The sequence below is a fragment of the Nonomuraea sp. MTCD27 genome, assembly GCF_041950495.1.
Classification (GTDB): Bacteria; Actinomycetota; Actinomycetes; order Streptosporangiales; family Streptosporangiaceae; genus Nonomuraea.
Genome location: NZ_JBGNUW010000020.1, coordinates 199,927 through 218,308 on the forward strand (window position 1 = coordinate 199,927; position 18,382 = coordinate 218,308).

Annotated in this window: 17 protein-coding genes; 9 read left to right on the top strand and 8 right to left on the bottom strand. The window is 70.6% G+C overall.

What is annotated here, in order from left to right; all coding sequences use genetic code 11:
• The first annotated feature begins 28 nt into the window (after positions 1–28).
• Genes ACBJ59_RS45855 through ACBJ59_RS45870 form a run of 4 tightly spaced genes read left to right on the top strand, consistent with a single transcriptional unit; the run spans position 29 to position 3,639 of the window.
• Positions 29–1,378: a phosphomannomutase/phosphoglucomutase gene (locus ACBJ59_RS45855; RefSeq protein WP_375116373.1), complete on the top strand. Its 1,350-nt coding sequence runs from the start codon at positions 29–31 to the stop codon at positions 1,376–1,378.
• Positions 1,375–1,542: a Trm112 family protein gene (locus ACBJ59_RS45860; RefSeq protein WP_360661988.1), complete on the top strand. Its 168-nt coding sequence runs from the start codon at positions 1,375–1,377 to the stop codon at positions 1,540–1,542. Before ACBJ59_RS45855 ends, ACBJ59_RS45860 begins: the two co-directional genes overlap by 4 nt.
• A complete protein-coding gene (locus ACBJ59_RS45865; RefSeq protein ID WP_375116374.1) occupies positions 1,539–2,645 on the top strand; it encodes an SIS domain-containing protein in 1,107 nt (368 codons plus the stop codon). The genes ACBJ59_RS45860 and ACBJ59_RS45865 overlap by 4 nt, the downstream gene beginning before the upstream one ends.
• A gap of 49 nt (positions 2,646–2,694) precedes the next feature.
• Complete coding sequence (locus ACBJ59_RS45870; protein WP_375116375.1) at positions 2,695–3,639, top strand: cation diffusion facilitator family transporter; 945 nt, start codon at positions 2,695–2,697, stop codon at positions 3,637–3,639.
• 88 nt (positions 3,640–3,727) lie between these two features.
• Here the strand turns inward: ACBJ59_RS45870 and ACBJ59_RS45875 are convergent, their stop codons facing one another.
• The gene (locus ACBJ59_RS45875) at positions 3,728–4,060 is read right to left on the bottom strand and encodes a MerR family DNA-binding transcriptional regulator (RefSeq protein WP_364119486.1); all 333 of its coding nucleotides are present in this window, start codon (positions 4,058–4,060) and stop codon (positions 3,728–3,730) included.
• 103 nt (positions 4,061–4,163) lie between these two features.
• Here ACBJ59_RS45875 and ahcY point away from each other — a divergent pair, with 103 nt between their 5' ends.
• Complete coding sequence (gene ahcY / locus ACBJ59_RS45880; RefSeq protein ID WP_364119482.1) at positions 4,164–5,591, top strand: adenosylhomocysteinase; 1,428 nt, start codon at positions 4,164–4,166, stop codon at positions 5,589–5,591.
• A gap of 213 nt (positions 5,592–5,804) precedes the next feature.
• On the top strand, positions 5,805–7,040 hold the full coding sequence (locus ACBJ59_RS45885; RefSeq protein WP_364119479.1) for an adenosylhomocysteinase: 1,236 nt from the start codon (positions 5,805–5,807) through the stop codon (positions 7,038–7,040).
• A 57-nt stretch (positions 7,041–7,097) separates the two neighbouring features.
• Here the strand turns inward: ACBJ59_RS45885 and ACBJ59_RS45890 are convergent, their stop codons facing one another.
• Positions 7,098–7,733, bottom strand: a complete 636-nt coding sequence (locus ACBJ59_RS45890; protein WP_375116376.1) for a DUF305 domain-containing protein — start codon at positions 7,731–7,733, stop codon at positions 7,098–7,100.
• 166 nt (positions 7,734–7,899) lie between these two features.
• Here ACBJ59_RS45890 and ACBJ59_RS45895 point away from each other — a divergent pair, with 166 nt between their 5' ends.
• Positions 7,900–9,294 carry an LVIVD repeat-containing protein gene (locus ACBJ59_RS45895; RefSeq protein WP_375116377.1) on the top strand — a complete coding sequence of 465 codons (1,395 nt, stop codon included), beginning with the start codon at positions 7,900–7,902 and terminating at the stop codon, positions 9,292–9,294.
• Positions 9,295–9,380: 86 nt separating this feature from the next.
• A complete protein-coding gene (locus ACBJ59_RS45900; protein WP_375116378.1) occupies positions 9,381–10,763 on the top strand; it encodes an LVIVD repeat-containing protein in 1,383 nt (460 codons plus the stop codon).
• Between the two features lie 30 nt (positions 10,764–10,793).
• Here ACBJ59_RS45900 and ACBJ59_RS45905 read toward each other — a convergent pair whose 3' ends face one another.
• Complete coding sequence (locus ACBJ59_RS45905) at positions 10,794–11,750, bottom strand: RDD family protein (protein WP_375116379.1); 957 nt, start codon at positions 11,748–11,750, stop codon at positions 10,794–10,796.
• Between the two features lie 51 nt (positions 11,751–11,801).
• On the opposite strand from ACBJ59_RS45905, the gene ACBJ59_RS45910 reads away from it, so the two are divergent.
• Positions 11,802–12,794, top strand: a complete 993-nt coding sequence (locus tag ACBJ59_RS45910; protein WP_375116380.1) for a stage II sporulation protein M — start codon at positions 11,802–11,804, stop codon at positions 12,792–12,794.
• A gap of 18 nt (positions 12,795–12,812) precedes the next feature.
• Here the strand turns inward: ACBJ59_RS45910 and ACBJ59_RS45915 are convergent, their stop codons facing one another.
• From ACBJ59_RS45915 to ACBJ59_RS45935, 5 genes are read right to left on the bottom strand one after another with little or no spacing between them, the layout of a single operon-like run.
• Positions 12,813–14,186 (bottom strand): DUF58 domain-containing protein, encoded by a 1,374-nt coding sequence (locus ACBJ59_RS45915; RefSeq protein WP_375116381.1) that lies wholly within the window; start codon positions 14,184–14,186, stop codon positions 12,813–12,815.
• Entirely contained in the window at positions 14,186–15,142 is a 957-nt protein-coding gene (locus tag ACBJ59_RS45920; RefSeq protein ID WP_375116382.1) for an AAA family ATPase, read from the bottom strand. Before ACBJ59_RS45920 ends, ACBJ59_RS45915 begins: the two co-directional genes overlap by 1 nt.
• 13 nt (positions 15,143–15,155) lie before the next feature.
• The gene (locus ACBJ59_RS45925; RefSeq protein ID WP_375116383.1) at positions 15,156–16,334 is read right to left on the bottom strand and encodes a DUF4350 domain-containing protein; all 1,179 of its coding nucleotides are present in this window, start codon (positions 16,332–16,334) and stop codon (positions 15,156–15,158) included.
• On the bottom strand, positions 16,331–16,999 hold the full coding sequence (locus ACBJ59_RS45930) for a DUF4129 domain-containing protein (RefSeq protein ID WP_375116384.1): 669 nt from the start codon (positions 16,997–16,999) through the stop codon (positions 16,331–16,333). Before ACBJ59_RS45930 ends, ACBJ59_RS45925 begins: the two co-directional genes overlap by 4 nt.
• Positions 16,996–18,273 (bottom strand): glycerophosphoryl diester phosphodiesterase membrane domain-containing protein, encoded by a 1,278-nt coding sequence (locus tag ACBJ59_RS45935; RefSeq protein WP_375116385.1) that lies wholly within the window; start codon positions 18,271–18,273, stop codon positions 16,996–16,998. The genes ACBJ59_RS45930 and ACBJ59_RS45935 overlap by 4 nt, the downstream gene beginning before the upstream one ends.
• Positions 18,274–18,382: the final 109 nt, after the last annotated feature.

An 18,382-nucleotide genomic window follows, 5' to 3' on the forward strand; every position in this document is an offset into this window, starting at 1 on the left:
GGAGACGACCTAGGGGCGGAGCTGGAGAGTGGGCGACCTCGCCAAGATCTTCAAAGCGTATGACGTTCGCGGGGTTGTGCCCGACGAGCTTGACGAGCCGACCGCCGAGGCCGTGGGTGCGGCGTTCGTCGAGGTGACCGGGGCCCAGTCGGTGGTGGTCGCGCATGACATGCGCGAGTCGTCGCCGCCGCTGGCCGAGGCGTTCATCCGCGGGGCGCGTTCGCGTCGCGCCGACGTCGTGCACGCCGGGCTGGGCTCGACCGACCTGCTCTACTACGCCAGCGGCAGCCTGGGGCTGCCCGGTGTGATGTTCACCGCCAGCCACAACCCCGCCCGATACAACGGCATGAAGATGTGCCGGTCCGGCGCGGTGCCGATCGGCGGCGACACGGGGCTGACGGAGATCCGTGACCGGGCGGTCGAGCTGGTTGGGGTGACCGCCACCCCCAGCGGGTCGCTGATCGAGAAGGACCTGCTGAGTGGTTACGCGCACTACCTGCGCACGCTGGTCGACCTGCGGGAGATCAGGCCGCTGAAGGTGGTCGTCGACGCGGGCAACGGGATGGGCGGCTACACGGTCCCGGCGGTGTTCGAGGGGCTGCCGATCGATCTGGTGCCCCTCTACTTCGAGCTGGACGGGAATTTCCCCAACCACGACGCCAACCCGCTGGAGCCGCAGAACCTGGTGGATCTGCAGCGCGCGGTCGTCGAGAGCGGCGCTGACCTGGGGCTGGCGTTCGACGGGGACGCCGACCGGTGCTGGGTGATCGACGAGCGGGGCGAGTCGGTCTCGCCGTCGGTGGTCACGGCGCTGGTCGCGGTGCGCGAGCTGGCCAAATACCCTGGCGCGACGATCATTCACAATCTGATCACGTCGCTCGGCGTGCCGGAGATCGTGCGGGAGCACGGCGGCGAGCCGGTGCGGACACGGGTCGGGCACTCGTTCATCAAGGCCGAGATGGCCAGGACGGGCGCCGTCTTCGGCGGCGAGCACTCGGCCCACTACTACTTCAGGGACTTCTGGTTCGCCGACTCCGGGATGCTGGCGGCGATGCACGTGCTGGCCGCGCTGGGTGAGCAGGAGCGGGCGCTGTCGGAGGTGGTGGCCGTCTACTCGCGCTACCACGCCTCCGGAGAGGTCAACAGCGCCGTGTCCGACCAGGCGGAGGCACTGCGGCGGGTGCGGGAGGCGTTCGCGGGGCGCGGGGAGTTCGACGAGCTCGACGGGCTGACCGTGAGCGGGCCCGACTGGTGGTTCAACCTGCGGGCCTCCAACACCGAGCCGCTGCTCAGGCTGAACGCCGAGGCGGCCGACGAGAGCAAGATGACGGCGATCAGGGACGAGGTCCTCGCCATTGTGGGAAAGGTGTCAGAGTGAAGATCGACGACTGGCTGCTGGAGATCCTGGCCTGCCCGGCGTGCAAGGCCCCCCTGCGGGCGGAGGACGAGGCAGAAGAGCTGGTCTGCACCGGATGCGGCCTGATCTACCCGGTCAGGGATGACATTCCCGTCCTGCTCGTCGACGAGGCCAGGAAGCCGTGACCTGGGAGCCGGAGCGGCTCGACGACCAGCGTCACCTCAGCGAGGGCGACCCCGGAGGCATGCTCCCGGCGGTCGCCGCCTCCGCGGCCCACGTACGCACCGGCTACCGCAACGCCGTCGAGGCCCGCGTCGATCGCCTGGCCGGCCAGGGGCGCCCGCGCGCCATCGTGGTCGCGGGCATGGGCGGCTCGGGCATCGCCGGCGACATCCTGGCGGCCGTCGTGGGCAACGGCGCGCCGCTGCCGATCGTGACCCTGCGCTCCTACCAGCTCCCCGGCTGGGTGGGGGCCACCGACCTGGTCATCGCCGTCTCCGGCTCGGGCGACACCGAGGAGACGTTGGCCGTCGCCACCCAGGCCGTGCGGCGCGGCTGCACGCTGCTCGCCGTCGGCGCCCCCGACTCCCCGCTGGAGGCCATCGCCACCCAGGCGTCGGCCGTCTACGTGCCGGTGCCCGTCAGCGGTCAGTCCAGGGCGAACCTGTGGCTGCTGGCCGTCCCCCTCGTCGTGGCGGCCGCCGCGCTGCGGCTGGTGCAGGCGGACGCGGATCTGTTCGAGCGGGTGGCCAGGTCGCTGGAGGACATGGCGCACCGGTGCCGGCCGTCCAGCGAGTCGTTCGTCAATCCGGGCAAGTCGCTCGCGATGCACCTGGCCGAGGGCGTGCCGATCATCTGGGGCTCGTCGCCGGCCGCGGCCGTGGCGGCGTACCGGCTGGCGTGCCAGCTCGGCGCGAACGCGAAATATCCCGCCATCCACGGTGAGCTGCCCGAGGTGGGCCACCATCAGGTGGCCCTCTTCGACGGGCCGATGGCCGAGCGCGACATCTTCGCCGACACCGCCGGGCGGACGATCCGGCTCGTCGTCCTGCGCGACGTCGAGGAGCACCCCCAGGTGACGCGGCGGCGCGAGGCGTCGCTGCGGGCGGCGCGCGAGCGCGACGTGCCGGTCACCGAGCTGACGGCCGAGGGAGTGCATCCGCTGGAGCGGATGGCCGCCCTCATCGGGCTCGGCGACTACGCCAGTACCTACCTTGCCCTGGGGTATGCCATCGATCCGACCCCAGTGTCAGCGATCACTGAGGTAAAGGCCAGAATTTCGCAATAGGATCCCCTTTCAGGCCTTAGTACGTGATCTTTATGAGTGGAGAAGACCGGTGAGCGCGAGCGGCGGAACGAAAGCAATCATCGCGGCATTGACCGCGAACCTGGCGATCGCTGTAGCCAAGTTCGTGGCCGCCGTTTTCACCGGGTCGTCCTCGATGCTGGCAGAGGGAATTCACTCGGTCGCCGACTCGGGCAACCAGGTGTTGCTGCTGGTCGGCGGTAAGAGGGCGGCCAGGGCCAGTACGAAGGAGCACCCGTTCGGCTACGGCCGTGAGCGCTACTTCTACGCCTTCGTCGTGGCCGTGGTGCTGTTCACGATCGGCGCGGCGTTCTCGATTTACGAGGGCGTGCACAAGATCTCCGACCCGCACGGGGTGGAGGCGCCGATCTGGGCGTTCGGCGTGCTGATCTTCGCGATCATCGCCGAGTCGTTCTCGTTCCGCACCGCGATCAAGGAATCGAACGCCGTACGCGGCAAGCAGTCCTGGGTCTCCTTCATCCGCCGGTCCAAGTCGCCCGAGCTGCCCGTCATCGTCCTGGAGGACCTGGGCGCGCTGCTCGGCCTGATCTTCGCGCTGTTCGGCGTGACGATGGCGGTCGTCACCGGCGACGGGGTCTGGGACGGCATCGGCACCCTGATGATCGGTGTGCTGCTGGCCGTGATCGCGATCGTGCTGGCCATCGAGACCAAGTCGCTGCTCGTCGGCGAGGGCGCCTCGCCGGAGATGGAGGTGCAGATCCGGGCCGCCCTTGAGCAGGCGCCGGAGGTGACCCGCGTCATCCACATGCGCACGCTGCACCTGGGGCCGGAGGAGCTGCTGGTGGCCGCGAAGATCGCGGTGGAGCACAACGAGACGGCGGCCGAGGTCGCCCGCGGGATCGACGAGGCGGAGCGGCGCATCCGGGCGGCGGTGCCGATCGCCCGGGTGATCTACCTGGAGCCCGACCTCGACCGCCTCCGCAGCGCCTCCACCTCCGCCCCCGCCTCCGGCTGACCCGCACCCGCCGGTCCGGCGGGTGACGGGGTGGCAGCAGAAGGCCCGGAACGGTCTCCGGGTCTGAGGGGGCGCACCGCCTCTGGGGTCACCGGGGGCGGAGGAGGCGCAGGGCCTTCTCCTTCTCGAAGTCGAGGGCCCGGCGGGGCACCTGGATGCGCCCGATCCGTACCCCCAGGTCGCGTACGGCCGCCGCCACCGACGGCTCGCTCAGCACCCGCAGCGCGAACGCCAGCTCCGCCGGCGACACGTCGAACCGCTTCTCCAGCTCCACCCCCTGAGCCACGGCGGCCAGCTCCTCGGGCCCGAACCGCCGGTGCGCCCCCTGCTCGCGCACCGGCGGGAGCAGGCCGAGCGCCTCCCGGTACCGGAGCATTCGCGGGGACATGCCGAGCCGCTTGGCGGCTTCCGTGATGCGCATTCTTACATTCTTACGTCAGTTTCACCGCTCCCGGCGTGCGCCCGCGTACGGACGGCGCCTAAACTCGTCGGCGACAACCATCAGTGACGCGAGGGGAAACCCGATGGACTTCAAGGTCGCAGACCTTTCACTTGCCGACTTCGGCCGCAAGGAGATCCGGCTCGCCGAGCACGAGATGCCCGGCCTCATGGCGGTCCGCAAGGAATACGCGGCCTCCCAGCCCCTCCGCGGCGCGAAGATCATGGGCTCCCTGCACATGACGATCCAGACGGCCGTCCTCATCGAGACGCTGGTGGCGCTCGGTGCCGAGGTCCGCTGGGTCAGCTGCAACATCTTCTCCACGCAGGACCACGCCGCCGCCGCCGTGGTCGTCGGCCCGAACGGCACCGTGGACGACCCGCAGGGCGTGCCGGTGTTCGCCTGGAAGGGCGAGACGCTGGAGGAATACTGGTGGTGCACCGAGCAGGCCCTCACCTGGCCCGGCGGTGACGCCCCCAACATGATCCTCGACGACGGCGGCGACGCCACGCTCCTCGTGCACAAGGGCGCCGAGTACGAGAAGGCCGGCGCCGTGCCCGCGGCCACCGCCGAGGACCCGGAGGAGTGGCACGTCATCATCGACCTGCTCACCCGCACGGTCGGCGCCGACAAGAGGTGGACCCGGATCGCCGAGAGCATCAAGGGCGTCACCGAGGAGACCACGACCGGCGTGCACCGTCTCTACGAGATGCACAAGAACGGCCAGCTCCTCTTCCCGGCGATCAACGTCAACGACTCGGTCACCAAGTCGAAGTTCGACAACAAGTACGGCTGCCGCCACTCCGTCATCGACGGCCTCAACCGCGCCACCGACGTGCTGATCGGCGGCAAGGTGGCCGTGGTCTGCGGCTACGGCGACGTCGGCAAGGGCTGCGCCGACGCGCTGCGCGGCCAGGGCGCCCGCGTGATCGTCACCGAGATCGACCCGATCTGCGCGCTGCAGGCGGCCATGGACGGCTTCCAGGTCACCACGCTGGACGAGGTCGTCGGCATCGCCGACATCTTCGTCACCTGCACCGGCAACTTCAACATCATCACCGCCGACCACATGGCGCGGATGAAGCACCAGGCGATCGTCTCCAACATCGGCCACTTCGACAACGAGATCGACATGGCCGGGCTGGCCCGCACCGAGGGCATCGTCAGGAACAACATCAAGCCGCAGGTCGACGAGTGGGTGTTCGCCGACGGGCACTCGATCATCGTCCTGGCCGAGGGCCGCCTGATGAACCTGGGCTGCGCGACCGGCCACCCCAGCTTCGTCATGTCCAACTCGTTCACCAACCAGGTGATCGCCCAGATCGAGCTGTTCACCAAGACCTCCGAATACCAGATCGGGGTCTACACGCTGCCCAAGCACCTGGACGAGAAGGTCGCCCGCCTGCACCTCGACGCCCTGGGCGTCAAGCTCACCGAGCTGACGAAGGAGCAGGCCTCCTACATCGGCGTGCACGTCGAGGGCCCCTACAAGTCCGACCACTACCGCTACTAGATCAGAAGCAGCTCTGAGAGGTGGTTGCCCGCCTCTCAGAGCTTTCTGTTATCGGTGCGCTCTTCCAGAGCGCACAACCATCCTTTACGGCAGGCCAAGTTGCCCGCACGCGTCGTAGCCCCTCCCGTCCGTCATGGCCGGTCGTGAAGGCTCACGGGCGGGGCGCCGTGACGAAGCGGGGTTCTTGGCCGCGTTCTTCGGTTGAAGGCGACCATGGATCTCAGTGAAAGCGGTGAGCGGCAGATCTCCTGGGCCGCTCGTTCGATGCCGGTCCTGACCGCGATCGGTGAGCGGTTCGCGCTCGAACGGCCGCTGGACGGGTTGAAGATCGCGGCCTGCCTGCACGTCACCGCCGAGACGGCCGTGCTCATGGGCGCCTTGAAGGCCGGGGGCGCCGAGATCGCGTTGGCCGCCTCCAACCCGCTGTCCACGCAGGACGACGTGGCCGAGGCGCTGCGGGCGTACGGGATCGGCGTGCACGCCCGGGCCGGCGTCGACCGGGCCGCCTATTACCGGCACATCCACCAGGCGCTCGACCTCGGGCCCGACCTCGTGCTCGACGACGGCTGCGATCTCGTGAACATCCTGCACACCGAGCGGACCGACCTGCTGGAGCGGGTGAGCGGCGGGTGCGAGGAGACCACGACCGGCATCATCAGGCTGCGGCAGATGGCGGCCGAGGACGCGCTGCGGTTCCCGGTCGTGGCCGTGAACGACACCCGGACCAAGCGCATGTTCGACAACCGGTACGGCACCGGCCAGTCCACCCTGGACGGCATCATGCGGGCCACCAACACCATGCTGGCCGGGCGGACCGTGGTCGTGGCCGGGTTCGGGTTCTGCGGGCGCGGCGTGGCCGAGCGGGCCAAGGGGTTCGGCGCCCGGGTGATCGTGACCGAGATCGACGCGGTGAAGGCGCTGGACGCGACCCTGCAGGGCTACGAGGTGCGGCCGATGGCGCAGGCCGCGCTGCTCGGCGACCTGTTCATCACCGTGACCGGCAACCGCGACGTGATCAGGGCCGAGCACCTGGCGGTGATGCGGGACGGCGCGATCCTGGCCAACGCGGGGCACTTCGACGTGGAGATCGACGTGCGGGCGCTGGACGAGCTGTCCCACGAGGTGCACCGGGGCGTGCGGCCCAACACCGACGAGTACGTCATGCCCGACGGCCGGCGGCTCCTGCTGCTCGCCGAGGGCCGCCTGGTCAACCTCACGGCCGCCGAGGGGCACCCCGCGGCCGTCATGGACATGTCGTTCTCCGCCCAGGCCCTCGCCGTGGCCTGGCTCGCCGGGGAGCGCGCGAACCTCGCGCCTGGCGTCTACGACGTGCCGGAGGAGATCGACCACGAGGTGGCCAGGCTCAAGCTGGCGGCGACCGGCATCGGCATCGACGTGCTCAGTGCCGAGCAGGAGGACTACCTGCACTCCTGGCGAGTGGGGTCCTGAACAGGACGATGGCGGCCGGCTCGCTGGGGGCCTGAGCCGGCCGAAGGCGCTCGGCTCCTAGAGTGCTGCCTGCATTTCCTGCATGCGCCGGATCTCGGCCGACTGCGTCACGTTGACGTCGGTGGCCAGCTCCTCGATCTTGATGTGTGAGCCGCCGGCCAGCACCTGCTCGGACATCTTGAGTGCGCCCAGGTGGTGATTGATCATGAGCTGCAGGAACATCCGGTCGAAGTCCTTGCCCTTGGCCGCCTTCAGCGCCTCCATCTGCTCCGGCGTGGCCATCCCCGGCATGCCCTCGTGCGCGGCATGGTGGTCGGGCACCTTCTGCTCCTGCTCCCGCAGCCACGTCGACATGTACTGGATCTCGGGGCCCTGAGCGGCCTGGATCCGGTCAGCCAGGCTCTTGAGCTTGGCCGAGTCGGCCCGGTTCGGGGCGAGCAGCGCCATGTCCATGGCCTGCCGGTGGTGCACGACCATGTCCTGGACGTATTTGATGTCGGCCGCGTTGGCGGCGTCCGCGGGCACGGCGGTGGCGGCCTCGGACGGTGACAGCGTCTTGGCCTGCTCACCCGGCCGCCCGGGTGCGATCACGGGCGCCGTCGAGTCGGCCCGCGGGGCCTGTGGCGTCGTGCTGGAGCTGCAGCCGGCGAGGGCGACGACAAGGCCCACGATGACGATGAGCGCAGCGCGCACTCAGCCTCCTGACTGACTCGGTACAGAATGCGCACTCTAGGTCATGTGGGCCCTGAATGAAAGAGGCCGAACCGGAACAAAAATTGACATGTTGGACGCTGGCCTGCGGGGTTGGTGAAAGGCGAGGATTACGTAGATTTATGCCCCCTTTATCGGAGGTTCCCGAGTGTTCACCCCCCGCAGAGCTCTAGTCCTGGTCGCGGCCCTGGTCGCATTAGCCGGTACTACCGTGCCGGCCCAGGCTGCGGACATCCCGGCTCCCGGCGAGATCGTCATGAGCCCCAACATCAAGCACGTCACCAACGTGCCCAAGCCCGAGGCCCTGGCCGACATCCACACGGACATGGCCTTCCAGGGTGACTACGCGTACGTCGGCAACTACTACGGCTTCTCCATCTACGACATCAAGAACCCGAAGCGCACGTCGCTGGTCAGCTCCGTGGTCTGCCCCGGCGGCCAGATGGATGTGTCGGTCTACGGCAACCTGCTGTTCGGGTCCGTCGACTCCTCCCGCAACAACGACTCGTGCAGCAGCACCGGTCAGAGCGCCACGATCAAGGAGTCGTGGGAGGGCGTCCGCATCTTCGATGTCTCGAACAAGGCCAACCCGACCTACATCAAGTCGGTCGAGACGAACTGCGGCTCTCACACGCACACGCTCGTCCCGGACCGCAGGCGGGAGAACGTCTACATCTACGTCTCCTCCTACAGCCCGAGTGACACGTTCCCGGACTGCAAGACCCCGCACGACCTGATCTCGATCATCAAGGTGCCGCTGCGGGACCCGGGCGCGGCCACGGTCATCGCCACGCCCAACCTGTTCCCCGATGGCGGGTTCCCGGGCGTGCCGGGGTCGTACCCGAACGGCAAGTCGGCCACGACCGGCTGCCACGACATCACTGCCTACCCGGAGAAGGGCATCGCCGCGGGCGCCTGCATGGGTGAGGGCATCCTGCTCGACATCCGCAACCCCGAGCAGCCCAAGGTCACCGCGACCGTGCGCGACGAGGTGAACTTCGCCTTCTGGCACTCGGCCACGTTCAACAACGAAGGCACGAAGGTCATCTTCACCGACGAGCTCGGTGGCGGCACCAGGGCGACCTGCAACGAGGCCATCGGGCCGGACAAGGGCGCCAACGCGTACTACGACATCGTCAACGGGCAGCTCGCGTTCAAGAGCTACTTCAAGATCTCGCGGCACCAGGCCGACACGGAGAACTGCGTGGCCCACAACGGCTCGCTGATCCCGGTCAAGGGCCGCGACATCATGGTGCAGGCGTGGTACCAGGGCGGGATCTCGGTGGTCGACTTCACCGACTCCGCGAACCCGCAGGAGATCGCGTTCTTCGAGCGCGGCCCCGACAACACCGCTCCGGCGCTCAGCGGCGGTTTCTGGTCCGCCTACTACTACAACGGCTACATCTACGGCTCCGACTTCAACCTGGGCCTCGATGTGCTGAAGATCAACGACTGGCGTACGAACAAGGCCAACGGCGTCAAGATGCGCTCGCTCAACGCGCAGACGCAGGCGTCGTATCCCGAACACGGGCCCGGCCACTGATCCAGCAGGTGGCGGGGCCGTTCGGGCCCCGCCGTCCTGCTTCCCGTGTGTTCCCACAGGACAAACGTGATCAAGGAGGCTCTCGAGTGTCCCTCTCGCGCCGCTCCCTCGTCGTGGCTGCGGCGGCCACCGTTCTGGCCCTGGCCGGAATGCCCGCGCTGGCCGCCGACATCCCGCCGCCCGACACCGTGGTCACCAGCCCCAACGTGACCCACGTCCTGAACATCCCCAAGCCGGCCCCGATCGCCGCCACCATCAACACCGACATCGCCTTCCAGGGCGACTACGCCTACGTCGGCAACTACGGCGGCTTCTCGATCTACGACATCAGGAATCCCAAGAGGGCCAAGCCGGTCAGCTCGGTCGTCTGCCCCGGCGCCCAGATGGACGTCAGCGTCTACGGCGACCTGCTGTTCGCCGCCGTGGACTCCTCCCGCAGCGACGACTCCTGCAACAGCACGGGTCTGACCGCGGACCACAAGGAGGCATGGGAAGGCGTCCGCATCTTCGACGTCTCCGACAAGGCCAACCCGAAGTACATCAAGTCGGTCGAGACGAACTGCGGCTCCCACACCCTGACCCTGGTGCCGGGCAAGGGCCGCGACCGGTACAAGAACGTCTACGTCTACGTGTCGTCGTATCTGCCGGCCGCGAACTTCCCCGACTGCCAGCCGCCGCACGACAAGATCTCGATCATCAAGGTTCCGCTGCGGAACCCGACCGCCGCCGCGGTCGCCTCCACCCCGGTCGTCTTCCCCGACGGCGGGAACGAGACCCAGCCCGGGCTCCTCGTGCCGACCAGCGGCTGCCACGACATCACCACCTTCGCCGAGAAGGACATCGCGGCCGGCGCGTGCATGGGTGACGGCGTGCTGTTCGACATCTCGGACCGGCTGAACCCGAAGGTCACCGCGAGGACCACGGACCCGAACTTCGCGTTCTGGCACTCGGCCACGTTCACGAACGACGCCAGGAAGGTCGTCTTCACCGACGAGCTCGGCGGCGGCGGGGCGGCCACCTGCAACGAGGCCACCGGGCCGAACCGCGGTGCGGACGCGATCTACGAGATCGTCAACGGGCAGCTCGTGTTCAAGAGCTACTTCAAGATCTCGCGGCACCAGGCCGACAGTGAGAACTGCGTCGCGCACAACGGCTCGCTGATCCCGGTCAAGGGCCGCGACATCATGGTCCAGGCCTGGTACATGGGCGGGCTGTCGATCTGGGACTTCACCGACGCCGCGAACCCGAGGGAGATCGGCTACTTCGAGCGCGGTCCCCGCTCGGCCGGCGGTGGCGGCGGCATCTGGTCCGCCTACTACTACAACGGCTACATCTACGCGGCCGACTTCCACGAGGGCCTCGACGTCATCAAGATCAACGACCCGCTGACCAACGGCGCCTCGCGCGTTCGTACCGACCGGTTGAACGTGCAGACGCAGGAGTCGTACCGAAGCTGGGGTCACCACTGAGGTGACGGCTCGCCTGCCCTCTGACCACGCTCACTGAGGCGGTGCGAACCCGCCCGGAGTCGCCTTCGGCGGCTCCGGCGCGGGTGCACCGGGACCCTGCGGATACGGCCGGGGGGCGGGAGGCGCGTACGGGGACTGCTGAGGCTGAGACGCGGCAGGTCCGTACGGCGCTTGAGGCGCCTGCGGTGCGTACGGCGACGACGGCGGGTACGACGGGACCTGCTGCGGCAGGCTCTGCCCCAGCCGCTGGGCGAACCGCACCTCCTCGCGGCGGCGGCGCTCGGCCAGGACGGCGCTCAGGTACGCGTGCGGCGGCACCCCAGCCGGAGCCGCGGGTGAGACGAAGGCCGCCGTCTGGGTCGCGATGCGGACCCCCATCTCGTGCTGGACCTGCGGCGACAGGTCGTGCCACCGCGACAGGTACTGCCGGGCCGCCTGCGCCACCTCGTCGGGAAGCTGGGACAGCTCCAGCGTGGCCGCCCAGCTCGCGAGCTGCGGCGGCATCATGATGACCTGGGCCGAGTCGCGCGGCGCCCGCTCGGAGATGACGATGGTGCCCGCGAATATGTCGCCGAGCCGCTTGCCGCGCTGCGAGACCAGCGACGAGATCAGCGCCGGAGCCCCCGAGAACATCCAGAACTCCACCACCCCGGCCAGCCCCCGGAACAGCGCCTGCCTGAAGCGCTCCGGGCTCCCGTCGTCGCCGACCACCCGGAGCCCGAGCGCCAGCTTGCCGAGGGTGCGTCCCCTGGAGAGGGTTTCGAAGATCACCGGGTAGCCGACGAGCGCCAGCACGACCATCACGATCATGACGGCCCCGAACATGGCCGAGTCCGTGACCGCCGCGAACGCGCCTAAGATCGTGTAGGCCGCGATCAGGACGGTGAGCTGCACGACCATGTCGATGATGATCGCCAAGGCCCGGGAGGGCATCTGCGCCACCCGCACCTCGACGACGACGGCGTCCCCGGTCACAACCTCTGACATATGTGGAGCCTAACGGCTATGTCCCAGTGATTGAGCGGCCAGAATGTTCGGGTGGACATCGATGCGTTCGTCACAGCACACCGCCCCGTGTGGGACCGGCTCGACCACCTGGTCAAGAACCGCTCGTCGCTGACGGGCACCGAGGTGGACGAGCTGGTGGAGCTCTACCAGCGGGTGGCCACGCATCTGTCCATCGTCCGCTCCTCCTCCAAGGACCCGATGCTGGTCGGGCGGCTGTCGGCGATCGTGGCCCGGGCCAGGTCGGCGGTGACGGGGGCGCACACCCCGGCCTGGCGGGAGCTGGTGCGCTTCTTCACCGTGTCGTTCCCCGTGGTGGCCTACCGGGCGCGGTGGTGGTGGCTGGCCAGCTCGGTGGCGTTCCTGGTGGTCGCGTGGGTCATGGGCGCGTGGGTGGCGGCCAATCCCGAGGTGCAGGCGTCGATCGCCAGTCCCGAGGTGATCAGCCGGCTCGTCAACGAGGAATTCGCCGACTACTACTCCGAACACCCGGCCGCCTCCTTCGCCAGCCAGGTGTGGATCAACAACGCGTGGGTCTCGGCACAGATGATCATGTACGCGGTGCTGCTGGGGCTGCCGATCCCGTACGCGCTCTACGCCAACGCCGAGAACGTCGCCGTCTCCGGCGGCCTGATGGCCTCCCGGGACAAGCTGGACATCTTCTTCGGCCTGATCCTGCCGCACGGGCTGCTGGAGCTGACCGCCGTCTTCCTGGCGGCGGCCGTGGGCATGCGCCTGGGCTGGACGGTCATCGACCCGGGGCCGCGGCGGCGGGTGGAGGCGCTGGCCGAGCAGGGGCGCGCGGTCATGAGCGTGGCGCTGGGGCTGGTCGTGGTGCTGTTCGTGTCGGGGCTGATCGAGGCGTTCGTGACCCCGTCGGGGCTGCCCACGTGGGCGCGCGTGAGCATCGGGGTGCTCGCCGAGGTGGCCTTCCTGGCGTACGTGATCGTCTTCGGCCGCCGCGCGCTGCGCCGGAACGAGACCGGCGACATCGAACGCGCCCCCGACGTCGCCCCGACCGCCTGAGGCCCCGCTGAGCCAGAGCTAGAGCCGGCCGGCGGCCTTCAGCGCGAGGTACGCGTCCGCCAGCGCCGGCGCGATGTCCTCCGGTGGCGCGTCCACGACCTCGACCCCGTGCCGCCGCAGGCGAGCCGTGATGCGCCTGCGGCCGAGCTGCGCCTGCTCGGCCGCCGCCGCGTCGTACACCTCCTCGACCGACCCCCGGCGGCCCGCCATGCCCGCCACGCTCGGGTCGGACACCCCGGCCACCAGCACCAGGTGCCGCGCGGACAGCTGCGGCAGCACCGGCATGAGCCCCTCGTCCAGGGCCGCCGAGTTCAGGTCGGTGAGCAGCACGACCAGGCAGCGCCGCTTGGCCCGGGACAGGATGGCGGCCACCATGCCCTGCGAGTCGGCCTCGACCAGCTCCGCCTCGATCGGCGCCATCACGTTGACCAGCGACGACAGCAGCTCGGTCCGCGAGGCTCCGCTCACCCAGGCGCGCACGGCCCGGTCGTAGGCCAGGAAGTCCACCTGGTCACCGGCCCTGGCGGCCAGCGCGGCCAGCAGCAGCGCCGCGTCCATCGACCAGTCCAGCCGCGGCCAGCCCGGCGCGGGCCGGGGATCCGGCTGGACGAGCAGCCCGCCGCCGCCCGACGTGGCCCCCGCCATGGGGATCGGCGCGGCGCCCACCCGTCCTGCCGACGTGCGGCCGGTGTCGAGCACGATCAGCACGCGGCGGTCGCGCTCCGGCCGCCAGGTGCGTACGACGACGTCGTGGCGGCGCGCGGTGGCCCGCCAGTCGATGGAGCGCACGTCGTCGCCCACCACGTACTCGCGCAGCGAGTCGAACTCGGTGCCCTGCCCGCGGACGAGCGCCGGGTGCTGGCCGTCGAGCTCGCGGAGCCGGGCCAGCCTGGAGGGCAGGTGCTTGCGGGACAGGAACGGCGGCAGCACGCGTACCGTCCACGGGGCCTGGTGGCTGCCCTGGCGCCCGGCCAGGCCCAGCGGCCCGAGCGAGCGCACGGTGACCGCCACGGAGGACCGGTCGCCGCGCCTGGACGGCGTGAGCGTCACGACCACCTTGCGGCGCTCGCCGGCGGGCACGTCGAGCCGGGCCACCCGCGGGGCGGCGCCCGCGGAGGGCGGCCAGGCGTCCCTCAGCAGGCCGCGTACGCGCCTGCCGCCCGGGTTCTCCACCACCAGCTCCACCGTGGCGCTCTGGCCGAGCCGGATCAGGGTGTCGCCCGAGCGGTGGAACCGCAGGGGCCGCACCGCCCCGGCGAAGGCCAGGTCCACGCAGATCCCGGCGGCCAGCAGCAGGCAGACCCCGGCCAGCGCGGCCCCGGGCCGCGGCGCGAACATCACCACCACGATCCCGACCGCCGCGACGAGTCCGGCCCGTCCCGTCAGCGCCATCAGCGCGGGACCGGGACCGAGGCGAGAATGCCGTCGAGCAGGCCGTCTGCGGTCGCGCCCTCCAGTTCGGCCTCCGGCCTGAGCTGCACCCGGTGCCGCAGCGCGGGCCTGGCCAGCGCCTTGACGTCGTCGGGGGTGACGTAGGGCCGGCCGGACAACCAGGCCCAGGCCCGCGCGGCGGCCAGCAGCGCCGTGGCGCCACGCGGGGAGACGCCCAGCTGCAGCGACGGCGAGCTCCTGGTGGCGCGGGCCACGTCCACGATGTAGCCGAGCACCTCGGGCGCCACGTGCACCTTCGCGGCCTCCTCGCGCCCCGCCGCCAGGTCCTCGGCCGAGGCCACGGGCTTGATCTCCGACAGGTCGCGCGGGTCGAAGCCGCGGGCGTGCCGGTCGAGCACCGAGATCTCCTGCTCGCGCGGCGGCAGCGGCACGGTCAGCTTGAGCAGGAACCGGTCGAGCTGGGCCTCGGGCAGCTGATAGGTGCCCTCGTACTCGACGGGGTTCTGCGTCGCGCACACCACGAACGGGTCGGGCAGCTGCCGGGCCGAGCCCTCCACGCTGACCTGCCGCTCCTCCATCGCCTCCAGCAGCGCCGCCTGCGTCTTCGGCGGCGTACGGTTGATCTCGTCGGCGAGCAGCAGGTTCGTGAACACCGGCCCTTCGCGGAACTCGAACTCCGCCGTCTTCGCGTCATAGATCAGCGAGCCGGTCACGTCGCCCGGCATCAGGTCCGGCGTGAACTGCACCCGCTTGAAGTCCAGGGAAAGCGCGGCGGACAGCGTACGGACCATCAGCGTCTTGGCCACGCCCGGCACGCCTTCGAGCAGCACGTGCCCCTTGCACAGCAGCGCGATGACCAGCCCCGTCACCACCGCGTCCTGGCCGACCACGGCCTTGGACACCTCGGCGCGCAGCGCGGCCAGCGCCTCACGGGCCGAGTCGCCCGAGTTCGTCACGCGGAAAGTCTCGTCAGAGTTCACTCAACTGCCTTTCGACGGAGTCCAAGTATCCGGCCAACCCGACGAGACCGGCGTCGTCCGCGGGCGGCGGGCCGTACAGTGCGGCGCCGACCTGCTGCGGATCCTGTCCCGTACGGGCGGCGATCGCCGCCACGACCTCGTGCTGCCCGGCGCCCGAGCCGAGCCCCAGCCTCGGCGTGAGCCGGTCGATCGTGCCCGCGCGCAGCGAGTCGGCCGCGCGTTCCCTGGCCCTCCTGGCCCGGTAGAGCCGGCCGCGCCCCTCGACCGTCTCGGCGGCCCGGACGATGACGGGCAGCTTCTCCGTCACCACCGGCCCCAGGCGCCGGCCCCGCCAGAGCGCGGTGACGGCCAGGGCGATGAGCGCCATGTAGACGGTCCAGCGGACGTTGTCGGGCATCAGCTCGTACATCGACTTGCCGCGCTCGCCGGGGAGGTCCAGGACGGGCGGGTTGTCGGGGCGGACGAGCCAGGTGACGGGCCTGCCGGTGCCGATCAGGTTGAGCGCGAGGGCCGCGTTGCCGTCCTCGGCCAGGCGCTGGTTGCTCATGAACCCGCCGTCGCCGACCACCGTGGTGACGCCGCCCCCGTACGGGAAGCTGACCAGCGTGTGACCGTCGCCCGCCGGGTAGCAGCCGGTCGCGCCCGACGGGCCGCGGAGCGTGGCACCGCCCATGTACGCGCTGCCGGCGGCGGTCGCGGCGGGAAGCCCGCACTCCGGCTCGCGGGAGCGGGCGCGGGCCTGGCCCGGCTCGGTGCGTACCCCCGGGGCGAGGACGTCCAGGCCGGAGACGTTGCCGACGATCAGCCGGTCGCCCGGGATCCGGGCCAGGCTGTATTCGTCGTGGTAGGTGGTGTCGGTGATCAGCAGCACCCGGTCGCCTGCGGCGGCCTTCTGGGCGGCGGCCTCGGCGGAGTCGACCCGGTCGACGGTGACACCCCGGTCGCGCAGCAGCTCGGCCAGGGCCTTGGAGCCCACCAGGGAGGTGTCGTCGGGGTCGAGGTGGCGGGCCGGACCGCGCTCGGGGCCGAGCAGGACGCCCAGGACGGCGACGAGCACCACGATGGCGCCCAGCAGGACGATCATGCGGCTGGAGCGCCAGGTGGACCGGGCGGTGGGGGAGGTGGAGTACGACTCCCCGGGCGCGGCCGGGCGCGTCACGACGCTCATGCCCCGGCTCCCCGCCCGCCGGTCCACTGCACCGGGCCGCCGGCTCCGACAGGGGCGGTGGCGAGCGGGACCGGGCGGGCCTGGCGCAGGCGCTCGTCGAGGGACGCCATCGCGTCGTACGCCTCCCGCGTCCCCGGCACCCCGCCGTAGGTGACGTCGTCGAACGACCGCGCGGCCGCCCCCAGCTCAGCGGCGAACCCGGGCAGCGAGACCGCCGCCTCGGCCGCCAGCTCGTCGGCCGTCCGCCCCGGCATGCCGTCCACGAGCGCTCGTTCCTCCAGGTCGCGGGCGATGGCCCGGAGCCGCTCCTGGACGGCCTCCGTCCAGCGCCCCTCCGTGGCCAGCCGCTCGGCCGCCTGCCGGTGCTCGGCCGCGGTCATCGCCCGCTCCCCGAACAGCCCGCCCACCGCCTGCGCCCTCCTGCGGGCGGTCCTGCGCAGCTGCCAGGCGACCAGCGCGATCACCCCGAGGATGATCAGCGTGATCAGCACGGCCGCGATGATCCCGCCCGTCGAGCCGCCGCCGATGGCCGCGTCCGCCAGGTCGCCGAGGAACTGCATGACCCGCCGGTAGATCTCGTCGAGCAGGGATTCCTGCTCGTAGCCGGGCTTGAGGAGCTCCTCCGCGGCCTTGCGCGCGGCCTCCCCCCGGTCGATCGGGCTCACGACCTGGCGGAGTTGGACGGGTGCCAGAGCTCGTCGGCCGAGGAGTGCACCCAGCCCTGGCGCTGCTGCTCGATGGCCGCCGTCTGGAGCACGAGGTCGAACGCCTCGCTGCGCATGCGACGGTCGGCGTACAGCAGGCCGGCGACGCCGGCCTCGAACGGGTAGGTGAACATCGCCCCGAGCGTGGCGCCGATCGCGATCAGCACGGCGGAGATGACGGTCGCGGCCACCGAGCTGGAGCCGAACATGCCGAGCAACGTGCCCGCGAACGTGAACGGCACCGTCAGGATGCCCGCGACGAGGCCGACGAGCAGGGACGTGAGCAGCAGGATGCCGAACACGCGCCAGAAGTCGCCGCTCACCAGGTGCCACGAGCGCCGCATGGCGTCGATCGGGCCCCGGCCCTCCAGCACCACGGCCGGCGAGGCGAACGCGAAGCGGGTCCTGAAGAACAGGTAGTAGGCGATGTACGCGATGGCGAACACGATCGACAGCCCGACGATCCAGCCGAGGTCGTCCGCTGAGGCGTTCAGCGTGATCGCCACCATGACCAGCACGAACACGAGCACCGGCACGAGCATGATGACGGCCATCAGCCCCACCACGCCGAACAGCGCCGGGACCCGGCTCCTGACCAGCTGCCAGGCCTCACCGGCGCTGATGTTGCCGCCGAAGACGGCCCGGCCGAGTATGCGGGTCAGCACCCCGGTCAGCAGCGTGACCACGACGAACTGGACCGCGTAGGAGACCAGCGTGCCGCCGTATTGGCCGAGGACGCCGTAGAGGGAGCCGAGCTCGGCCTCGGCGGTGGCCGCGCTGGAAGGGTCGGTGAGCGCGGGGCCCATGGCGTTGAGCAGGAACGCCTGCCCCACCGCCAGCGGCACGGCGGCGAGCAGCGCGGCCACGGCCGACAGCCCGAGCACGGCCTTGGGGTTGGACCGGATCAGCTTGATCGTGCCGTCGAGGATGTCGCCGAGGCCGAGCGGGCGCAGCGGGATGATGCCGGGCCGGAGCGCCGGCGCGTGCGGCATGTAGCCGTATCCGGGTTGCGGCCCGGGGGCGTGGGGCGGGTAGGGCGGATAAGGTGTCTGCGGCCCGGGCCCGTAGGGAGCCTGCTGCTGCGGAGGCTGAACGTACGGCGGCGCGGCGGGCGCCTGCTGCTGCGGCGAGCCGGGCGCGGTCCACGGGGAGGCCGGCGGGGCGCTGTAGGGCGGGGGCTGTTCGGCCGACCAGCCTGATGGCGTCTCGGGCGTGGGACCGTGACCGTCTGACATATCCCAATCCTGGCACGCTGGACGGGGCCTTGGTGTCACAGAGAGGATTCGCCGCATCATCTTGCCCACATTCGCGGGCGAATCCGGGCAAGGTTCGCGTCCAGGGATG